Here is a 9,134-nt window from a genome sequence, read left to right as displayed (position 1 = left end):
TTGCGGTTTCTGCCGTCAAAATAGGAGGAACATCACTTAAACTAGCAGTTTGATAAACCTGTTCATTTCTAGCAAATAAATTGCTCATATCTTGAGAATAATTAGAAGCGATCGATAGCAAAGCTCCGGCAAAAATATAGATAGGTAAAGGTAAAATAAAACCCTTCGCCCACTGATAAAATTCCACCAACAAAAATAACAAAACACAACCCACAATCCAGACTTTCATCGCACTTTTTCCCTATTTTTACGAGAAAAGGTGAGCAAAAAGCCCACCTTTTATTTAACTAATTCCAGTAAGAATTTATTCAATCACGGGAGCGATTAACTCACGTCTTTCACCGGAAATTACTTTCACCTTACCTTCCTCATCGATATCGACCATGGCCGTATCCCCATCAGAAACCCGTCCGGAGAGAATTTCCTCAGCCAGAACATCTTCCAATAGACGCATAATCGCACGACGTAAGGGACGAGCGCCGTAGGCCGGATTATAACCCTCCTCGATCAAGCGTTCTTTAAACTTATCAGTAACAGACAAAGTAATATTTTGTTCTGTCAGACGTTTAAACACATCCTTGAGCAGGATTTCGGCGATTTCCTTGACCTCTTCCTTATTCAGTTGACGGAAGACAATAATCTCATCGAGACGGTTGAGGAATTCCGGACGGAAATATTGTTTTAATTCCTCATTAACCAGCGATCGAATGCGATTATACTGGGCTTCGGCTTGATTATCGGCAAACTCGAAACCTAAACCACCGCCACCCTTCTCGATGACTTTAGAACCGATGTTCGAGGTCATGATCAACAGGGTATTTTTAAAGTCCACCGTGCGACCTTTAGCATCGGTCAAACGTCCATCTTCAAGGATTTGCAGAAGCATATTGAAGACATCGGGGTGAGCCTTTTCGATTTCGTCGAATAGCACCACCGTATAAGGACGACGACGCACCGCTTCCGTTAATTGTCCCCCTTCGTTGTAACCAACGTAACCCGGAGGCGAACCGATTAACTTAGAAACCGTGTGCCGTTCCATGTATTCCGACATATCGAGACGGATCATCGCATCTTCAGAACCGAAGAAATAAGCGGCCAGAGCTTTAGTTAACTCGGTTTTACCCACCCCCGTTGGACCGGAGAAGATAAAGGAAGCAATGGGACGGTTAGGATTTTTCAGACCGACGCGAGCGCGACGAATGGCACGAGACACCGCTTTAACCGCGTCCTCTTGACCGATGAGACGCTGATGCAGGGTATCTTCCATGTGCAGCAGTTTCTCGGATTCGGTTTCGGTCAGTTTGTTGACGGGAACCCCAGTCCAAGAAGCGACGATGTGGGCGATTTCCTCGGCATCCACAAAGGGTTCATCGTTGCCATCTTCGCCTTTTTTGGTGGAAGCGAGATTCCGGATCTGGGTTTTGATTTCCATTTCCCGATCGCGCAATTCCCCAGCTTTCTCGAAGTCCTGACCGCGCACCGCGTCATCTTTTTGTTTGAGAATTTGCCGCAGTTCTTTGTCTAATTCCTTGGCTGCCGGTGGCAATTGGGAATTAATCAAGCGCACTCTCGAACCAGCCTCATCGATTAAATCGATCGCCTTGTCCGGTAAGAAGCGATCGCTAATGTAGCGATCGGACAATTTCGCCGCCGCTTCTAGCGCTTCGTCTAAGATTTTTAGTTTGTGGTGCTGTTCGTAGCGTTCCCGGAGACCGTAGAGAATTTCGATCGTTTCTTCTACGGAGGGTTCACCGACCATAACCGGTTGAAAACGTCTTTCTAGAGCCGCATCCCGTTCGATATGTTTGCGGTACTCATCCAAGGTCGTCGCCCCGATACATTGCAGTTCTCCCCGGGCCAAAGCTGGTTTGAGAATATTGGCCGCATCGATCGCTCCTTCGGCTGCCCCGGCACCGATGAGAGTATGAACTTCATCGATAACAAGGACGACGTTACCCGCTTGGCGAATTTCGTCCATGATTTTTTTGAGGCGTTCCTCAAATTCGCCGCGATACTTGGTTCCCGCCACTAACAAGCCGATATCGAGGGTGACAACCCGTTTTTCTTCGAGAATGTCGGGAATATCCTTGTTAGCGATGCGTTGGGCTAATCCTTCTGCGATCGCTGTTTTACCTACCCCCGGTTCCCCGATTAGGACTGGGTTATTTTTGGTACGACGACCGAGAATTTGGATGACGCGCTCGATTTCCTTTTGCCGGCCGACCACGGGATCGAGTTTACCCTCGCTGGCCATTTGGGTGAGATTGGAACCAAATTCATCAAGAGTGGGGGTTTTAGTGCGACCTTGGGAAGATGAACCGGCGGCCACTTCGGCGGTTTCCCCTAACATTCTGATCACCTGGGTGCGAACTTTCGAGAGATCCACGCCGAGATTTTCCAGAACCCTAGCGGCCACACCTTCCCCTTCGCGAATTAGTCCTAAAAGGAGGTGTTCTGTGCCAATATAGTTATGGCCCAGTTGACGGGCTTCTTCGAGGGAGAGTTCTAAAACTCTTTTGGCTCTGGGGGTGAAGGGAATTTCCACGGCTACGAATCCGGAACCGCGACCGATGATTTTCTCCACCTCCACGCGCGCATCTTTGAGATTGACACCCATGGACTTGAGGACTTTGGCGGCAACTCCCGTTCCCTCTCCAATTAGTCCTAGTAAAATCTGCTCTGTTCCCACGAAGTTATGGCCGAGGCGGCGGGCTTCTTCTTGGGCGAGCATGATTACTTTAATGGCTTTTTCCGTAAATCTTTCAAACATAGCCTATCCATCACCTACACAAGCGACCCTAGATATGCTGATTTTAGCACGGCTTTTTAGTTTAGCTGTCTCTCAGTGATCAGTTATTGGGGAGCGGCTATTAGTTATAGTGGTTGTAGCTCTGAAGATTTTTTCTGGGGTCAATCGGTCTTAGCTCACTTGCGGAGATGCCCGGAATCTCCCGGATTATGGTTTTGGCCCACCGGAAACCTGCTGATAAGTTGTTCCCCGTTGCATAATCTCCTAAAGTCGTGGTCATTCCCATCCCTCGATCGCTCGACTATTGAGCGCCCATTTTCAGACCAAAACTCGAAGTATAAGCAGATTAAATATTACTACCTATTGACAAATTAGTATATATGTTGTACGAGGACGGGTGATATACAGAAAGTTGACCCATATCTTTGCTCTGGACAGTGTTGTGCAGAAAGTTTTCGTATAATGTGTAGTTAGGGCACGCAAGGAGGCAATCGTTCAATGCAATTCGCTCTCGTCAACAATGACCGCGTCGAGGCTTTCCCCGGTGGCCGCGGGTCATGTCCAATCTGCGGTTCCGAAATGGTCGCCAAGTGCGGGCCGAGAGTCATGCACCATTGGGCGCACCATCGTCCGAAGGATTGCGACCCTTGGTGGGAGAATGAAACGCCATGGCACCGCGAATGGAAGAACCTATTTCCTATTGAATGTCGCGAAGTATCGCATACCGCCGATGACGGGGAGATCCACAGGGCGGACATAAAAACCGTTACTGGAATCGTCATCGAGGTACAGCATTCGTCCATGACCGATGCCGAACGCCAATCTCGCGAAGAATTCTACGAAAACCTCGTCTGGGTGATTGACGGTTCGGGCTTCCGCAAGAACTTCGACATATATCATGGCCTTCCCGATCCGAAATCGGAACTAGCCCGCGACTTAGTGTGAGGCAAAGTACAGCGGCACATGATCGGGGCTAACGCGGGTGCGGGTTTGTTCTTTCGCCTATCAGAAGCCCGTGAAGAAAACCCTAATATTACTAAGGCAGAAGTTTGCTCCGGTAGGATACATAGCATCTATGAGATCCAAGACGAGGTTGACAAATCGTATAATGGATACCATCAGTACTATTGGGTGCGACCTCGGACGACTTGGTTGGATGCAAAGTGTCCGGTGTACATTGACTTTGGTGACGATCGCCTTGTGAAGCTTGAGATATACGACGACTCCGAATTGGAGTGCATCCGCTATGTGTCAAAACGCAAATTCGTGCATGACGCGATGGTCGAAACTCAAGCTCATGACATCGCAACTCGCTTCTACCCGCTTCCAGAGAACGTGCCCTAACAAAACGTTGCACGCGAGCGGGCAGCAACGTCAGTGATCGCAATCTTGTAGGGTGCGTTCCCTAATGCAAGTCCTACCGATCCAGCGATCGATTTTGGGGAACGCACCATGCACATTGATTGAAGCTGTGAGTCTAAGCTTCGTGGGTTGGGTTGAGCGAAACAAGACTGGGGCGAAAATAGCTCAATTCGCTTGAAAAAGCGAAACCCAACCACCCCAAAGGTTACTCTTTATTGGGTTTCCTTGAGTCAACCCAACCTAAAATAATTGCTAAACTACTGCTATCATCCAAAGTTAGTGACGGCGGGTGAGTTCAACCGTTAGACATTCAATCGACTTACAGATCAGAGGCAGGCATTGACAATTAATGTAGGATTAGTTAGTATGATGAGCTAATCCTACTGGGCTGTCGTGGGCAGTTTAGGGCAATGAGTAAGAAAGTTAGCATCACCTTAGACGACGAAGTTTTGGACTTTGTAGATCGACTAGCAAGCAATCGTAGCCGCTTTATCAATGATGTTCTCTGGCAAGAGAAGAAAAGGGTTTTTATGAAAGAGCTAGAAGATGCTTATAAAGATCAGGCCAATGATCCAGAGATGCAAGCAGAAATTTCTGTCTGGGATATTGCAGTGGGCGATGGTCTAAATGCCTAATGGAAGACTAACCTATAAGCGAGGAGAGATATGGTGGGTCGATCTGAAACCGGTTGTTGGTTATGAAACCGATAAAGAACGCCCTTGCCTGATTTTACAAAACGATATTGGCAATCAAAATGGAACAACGACAATAGTTGCTCCATTGTTGCCGGGGAAAAGGACTTATCCTTTTGTTGTCAATATTACCCCGACAGTGCAGAATGGACTAGACGGAGATCGACACATCAACTTAAGTCAAATGAGGGCTGTAGATTCTCAAAGAATTAAGAATAAACAGGGTGTTTTAGAAGACGTTTATTGGCAAGAAATAGAGAAAGCAGTCTGTATTCAACTCGGTTTCAGTTTAGCTTTTAAGCCTTCATAGTGCGATGCCAAAGGCACTGCGTAGCAGAGCGCATCGCCTCGTGGGTTGGGTTGAGCGAAACAATACTGGGGCGAAAATAGCTCAATTCGCTTGAAAAAGCGCAACCCAACCACCCCAAAGGTTACTCTTTGTTGGGTTTCCTTGGGTCAACCCAACCTAAAATAATTGCTGCTCTATTGATCGCCCATTTTCAGGTCAAAACTCGAAGTATAAGCAGATTAAATAGGGTTTGCTGAAAAAGTTTTTCCTGGGGGCAGGGTGTAGGGTGTAGGCTTCGGCCGTGAGCTCAGCCGAACGGGTGTAGGGTGTAGGGTTTTACTGATTTTGAGGGGGTCAATTACCCAATTTTCAGGGAAAAAGTACCTGAATTTTCCCCCCGATCACTCCCATATCTGGTACTTTTTGGAAACCAAAAAGTCTAAAAGTCTTATACAACAAGGTTTTTAGATTTATTCAGCAAACCCTAAATATTGCTAACTATTGACAAATTAGTATTTTATGTTATGAAACGGGTTGATATGCAGAAAGTTGACCTATATCGTTACTCTGAAGAGTGTTGTGCAGAAAGTTGACCTATAATATGTATTTAGGCAAAGAGTCAGAGTTACATAGCTAGACTCATCCAAAGTTAATGATAAGATTGGGACATACACGGAAATGCAAGATCTACTCCTATGTTCTACAAACTTCCACTTTTGCTTACTCCTCAACCAGAAGGAGGATTTACAGTAACTTGCCCTCTTCTACCTGAACTAATCACAGAGGCGGATTCTTTGGAAGAGGTTCTGGAAAATGCAAAGGATGCCTTTGAGGCAGTTTTGGAAACTTATCAAGATTTAGGGAAAAAACTTCCAGTCAACTTGCAAGCCTTTAATCAGGAGTCACCTGCCCTAGTAGAGGCAATTATTTCTGCATGAGATACAAAGAACTAGCTCAAAAACTGAGGAGGCTTGGCTGTGAAGAAATAGAGAGAAAGTCAAAAGGATCACATAGAAAATGGCTGAATCTCTCTAATCAAAATGTAGCAGTAATTCCTGATTGGGGTAGTAAAGACTTAAAGTTCGGAACAATTAAGGCAACCATAAAACAGCTAGGCATAGAGTGGAGTGCCTTTGAAGAGGCATAACAAGTCACTACATACAAGGGGCTTAAACCCTGTGTTGGCAAAACTTGTCGATACCTCAGTAAGGTGAAAAGTGCTATATGTTATGATTTTCAGAGTAAGCCTGAGATGATAAAACACCATGAAAAATCGCATCTTTACTGTTATTTTGTACAAAGAAGATAATATGTACATTGCTGAATGTCCAGAAGTTGGCACAGTAGATCAAGGAGAAACAATTGAGCAGGCGATTGCTGGATTGAAAGAAGCCACACGGCTTTACCTAGAGGAATTTACCTTACCAGAAACATCCCCTAGATTTGTGACCAGTATTGAGGTTAGTTATGCCTAAGCTGCCACGAATCTCTAGTGGGGAGGCAATTAGATCTCTTGAACGCTTAGGCTTCGAGCAAGTTCGTCAAACAGGTAGCCATGTTGTGATGAAGAAAGAAACCGAAGAGGGCAAAATTGGTTGTGTTGTCCCTTTACATCGGGAATTGAAGGTTGGTACATTAAGTGGAATTCTGAAACAAGCCCAAGTCACAGTTGAAGAGTTCATTGAAAATCTGTAGAGTCTGACAAATCACTGCACTCGAAGTGATACCAAAAATATTTAGTCCCCCCAGAGAACCCCCTTAGTCCACATAGCACACTTTTCTTTTTTTGTCAAATTTTATGTTAAGAAATATGTAACTAATGGATAGGGGGACTGTCAAAGATTAACCGTCTTCGTATTCGGGGATTCTCTCTTTTTTCTTCTCGGTGATATTGATGCGGGGGGGATTGTAATCCGGTTCCACGTCATCATCCCACATATCATCCTCGGCCTTATCTTCGTAATCGTCGTACTGAGGACGAGAAAAGCTTTCTGTGCGTTCTAACCGCGCTTCTCCCCAATTATCTTCTTCTTCCTCGTATTCTTCCTCATAATAACGAGCTTCGGCCCGTTTTTGCGGTGGGGGAGTGGCGCGCAGGGGTTCTTTTTCCCATTCGTCCTCACTCCAGCGTTCTTCAACGGGTTTAGCGGCCTCCACGGGAGTGCGGAGGGGAATACCCGTACCTAACTGATTTTCCGGACGAGCAGCGGGAGTATAATAAGCTTCTTCCTCTTCTCTTTCCCAGGGGGGACGACCAATACCCAAACGTTCCAAAACTCCCACACTAACCTGCGTGAGACGTTCCTCGGCCCCTTCAAAGACGATTAAGCGATTGGGACCGCTGCTAACCACTTCTTCAATGGCAATTTCGTAGGTGCTGATCAATTGTTCGGGGATCAGAGGCAATCCCAGGGAAGCGATGATAATGGAATGTAATTGACCACTAAGGGGATCAAATTGATAATCGCGGACTTTGCCTAAAGGTTCGCCGGTTTCCGTGATCACGTCACTACCGATTAAGGGAGTATAAGCATCGATATCGACGGATTCCAAGACGTTATCATCTTCAACGAGAACCACATCTCCCGTCTGACTGATGCTCGATAAATACATATATTGAGGCATTCCCGACAAGGAGAGGATATTATCGCGGAGTCCCAGGGCAACCACTTCTCGTTGATCGATATCTACTAGGATATCTTTAACAACGCCGAGTTTTTTGCCTGTATTGCGAGTGATAACCTGTGTATTTAAAAATTCTGAACGTAAGCGACTATTCTCTGTGATCATTTTTTCCTATGGGTAGGCGTTAGGTCGTGGGAATACGAATTAGTGTAGGCTTAATATATAGGGCGAAATCGAGTGTTAATTTACCGATATTAGCTTAGATCTTAAAGTTCCCTGAGATTAACACTTTTTTTGGCCTTGTTTGGGCGATAGTTTCGGGTGATAGATAAGGTTAAACCCATTTTAGCTAATTCTTTACATTTTTTTAGTAACAACAAAACAGGAGCTAGAGAGAAACTCCCTTGGCTCCTGCTGTCTAGATTTTGATTACATAGTTAAAGACTGCACCTCAGTTTCGATCAGTTTAGCCAAGTCTTGCAGGAAGGAGGCAGCATCGGCCCCGTAGATGACTCGGTGGTCACTGGTGAGATTAACCGTCATCTGTTTTTGCACTCCGAATAAACCATTATTGTGGACGACGATTTGGGGACGGGAAGCACCCACGGCCAGGATTGCGCCTTGGTTGGGGGGTAAGATAGCGGTAAAGCGATCGACTCCGAACATTCCCAGATTAGAAATGGTAAAAGTACCGCTATTGTATTCTTCTGGTTGCAGTTGTTTACTGCGGGCGCGATCGACTAAATCTTTCCAACTGCGGGAGAGGGAATAGATATCCATCTGGTTAGCAGAGCGCAAAACCGGCGTAATTAAGCCACCATCGGGCATAGCTACGGCTACGGCCACGTTAATCGCCCCGTGGTATTGAATTCCTGCGTCGCTATAGCTGGCATTAACTATAGGATGTTTAGCGAGGGTGTTGGCTACTGCTTTTGCTAACAGGGCCGTCATGGTGACACCCTTGGATTTTAGCTGTTGATAGAGTTGATCCAGTGGGTCAGTGGTGATAGTGTAGCCCACTTGGAAGGTGGGAACCTGTAGGCTAACCGACATATTCTGAGCGACGGCTTTTTGCAGAGTGGTGAGGGGAACAGTCCGACCGACGACTGGGGCGCTGGCTGGAATCGGGGCTTTAGGAGCCGCTACAGGCACACTGACGGGTTGCGGGGGAGTAATGACGGGAGCGGGGGCGGTGCTGACTTTTCCTGTCGCTTTTTCTACGTCTTCGGCGGTAATTCGTCCGTGGGGGCCGCTACCCACTAGGGTTTTCAGATCTACCTTTAATTCTTTAGCCAGTTTTTTGGCTCTGGGAGAGGCGACTAAACGGCCATTATCTTTAACGGCGGCGACGGGGATCGAAACGGGAGGCGGAGCGATTTCTGGGGTCTCTAGGGGCTTGCTAGGGGCGACTGCGGCG

At 46.6% G+C, this 9,134-nt stretch carries 11 protein-coding genes; 7 read left to right on the top strand and 4 right to left on the bottom strand.

The features are described 5' to 3' along the window. Together IM462_RS02490 and IM462_RS02485 are read right to left on the bottom strand one after the other, a co-directional pair. A partial coding sequence (locus IM462_RS02490) for a hypothetical protein (RefSeq protein ID WP_287700900.1) occupies positions 1–229 on the bottom strand: 229 nt, incomplete at its 3' end. 75 nt (positions 230–304) lie between these two features. Continuing rightward, positions 305–2,770, bottom strand: a complete 2,466-nt coding sequence (locus tag IM462_RS02485) for an ATP-dependent Clp protease ATP-binding subunit (protein WP_002732350.1) — start codon at positions 2,768–2,770, stop codon at positions 305–307. 477 nt (positions 2,771–3,247) lie between these two features. Between IM462_RS02485 and IM462_RS02480 the strand changes: the two genes are divergently transcribed. The 7 genes from IM462_RS02480 to IM462_RS02450 all read left to right on the top strand — a co-directional run bounded on the left by IM462_RS02480 (position 3,248) and on the right by IM462_RS02450 (position 6,787). After that, positions 3,248–3,694, top strand: a complete 447-nt coding sequence (locus IM462_RS02480) for a competence protein CoiA (protein ID WP_287700898.1) — start codon at positions 3,248–3,250, stop codon at positions 3,692–3,694. An 827-nt stretch (positions 3,695–4,521) separates the two neighbouring features. Then, on the top strand, positions 4,522–4,746 hold the full coding sequence (gene mazE, locus IM462_RS02475; protein ID WP_004158853.1) for a type II toxin-antitoxin system MazE family antitoxin: 225 nt from the start codon (positions 4,522–4,524) through the stop codon (positions 4,744–4,746). Then, entirely contained in the window at positions 4,739–5,113 is a 375-nt protein-coding gene (locus IM462_RS02470) for a type II toxin-antitoxin system PemK/MazF family toxin (RefSeq protein ID WP_016515140.1), read from the top strand. Before mazE ends, IM462_RS02470 begins: the two co-directional genes overlap by 8 nt. Positions 5,114–5,787: 674 nt before the next feature. Beyond that, the gene (locus tag IM462_RS02465) at positions 5,788–6,030 is read left to right on the top strand and encodes a type II toxin-antitoxin system HicB family antitoxin (protein WP_016515139.1); all 243 of its coding nucleotides are present in this window, start codon (positions 5,788–5,790) and stop codon (positions 6,028–6,030) included. Beyond that, on the top strand, positions 6,027–6,239 hold the full coding sequence (locus tag IM462_RS02460) for a type II toxin-antitoxin system HicA family toxin (RefSeq protein ID WP_016515138.1): 213 nt from the start codon (positions 6,027–6,029) through the stop codon (positions 6,237–6,239). The genes IM462_RS02465 and IM462_RS02460 overlap by 4 nt, the downstream gene beginning before the upstream one ends. A gap of 118 nt (positions 6,240–6,357) precedes the next feature. After that, entirely contained in the window at positions 6,358–6,567 is a 210-nt protein-coding gene (locus IM462_RS02455) for a type II toxin-antitoxin system HicB family antitoxin (protein WP_002734849.1), read from the top strand. After that, positions 6,560–6,787, top strand: coding sequence for a type II toxin-antitoxin system HicA family toxin (locus IM462_RS02450; RefSeq protein ID WP_016514648.1), 228 nt, complete (start codon positions 6,560–6,562; stop codon positions 6,785–6,787). Before IM462_RS02455 ends, IM462_RS02450 begins: the two co-directional genes overlap by 8 nt. 147 nt (positions 6,788–6,934) lie before the next feature. On the opposite strand, the gene IM462_RS02445 is transcribed toward IM462_RS02450, so the two are convergent. Next, positions 6,935–7,882, bottom strand: a complete 948-nt coding sequence (locus tag IM462_RS02445) for a PRC-barrel domain-containing protein (RefSeq protein ID WP_287700894.1) — start codon at positions 7,880–7,882, stop codon at positions 6,935–6,937. Between the two features lie 264 nt (positions 7,883–8,146). Continuing rightward, a partial coding sequence (locus IM462_RS02440) for a dihydrolipoamide acetyltransferase family protein (RefSeq protein ID WP_287714800.1) occupies positions 8,147–9,134 on the bottom strand: 988 nt, incomplete at its 5' end.

The sequence above is a fragment of the Microcystis sp. M144S2 genome, from assembly GCF_020246065.1.
Lineage (GTDB): Bacteria > Cyanobacteriota > Cyanobacteriia > Cyanobacteriales > Microcystaceae > Microcystis > Microcystis ichthyoblabe_A.
Note: the sequence above shows the minus strand (reverse complement) of the source record. Positions and strands in the feature narration are given on the sequence as shown.

Excerpts from the sequence above, each read along its gene's own strand:
- IM462_RS02485 (WP_002732350.1), bottom strand. The coding sequence starts at position 2,770 with ATGTTTGAAAGATTTACGGAAAAAGCCATTAAAGTAATCATGCTCGCC.
- IM462_RS02480 (WP_287700898.1), top strand. The coding sequence starts at position 3,248 with ATGCAATTCGCTCTCGTCAACAATGACCGCGTCGAGGCTTTCCCCGGT.
- mazE (WP_004158853.1), top strand. The coding sequence starts at position 4,522 with ATGAGTAAGAAAGTTAGCATCACCTTAGACGACGAAGTTTTGGACTTT.
- IM462_RS02470 (WP_016515140.1), top strand. The coding sequence starts at position 4,739 with ATGCCTAATGGAAGACTAACCTATAAGCGAGGAGAGATATGGTGGGTC.
- IM462_RS02465 (WP_016515139.1), top strand. The coding sequence starts at position 5,788 with ATGTTCTACAAACTTCCACTTTTGCTTACTCCTCAACCAGAAGGAGGA.
- IM462_RS02460 (WP_016515138.1), top strand. The coding sequence starts at position 6,027 with ATGAGATACAAAGAACTAGCTCAAAAACTGAGGAGGCTTGGCTGTGAA.
- IM462_RS02455 (WP_002734849.1), top strand. The coding sequence starts at position 6,358 with ATGAAAAATCGCATCTTTACTGTTATTTTGTACAAAGAAGATAATATG.
- IM462_RS02450 (WP_016514648.1), top strand. The coding sequence starts at position 6,560 with ATGCCTAAGCTGCCACGAATCTCTAGTGGGGAGGCAATTAGATCTCTT.
- IM462_RS02445 (WP_287700894.1), bottom strand. The coding sequence starts at position 7,882 with ATGATCACAGAGAATAGTCGCTTACGTTCAGAATTTTTAAATACACAG.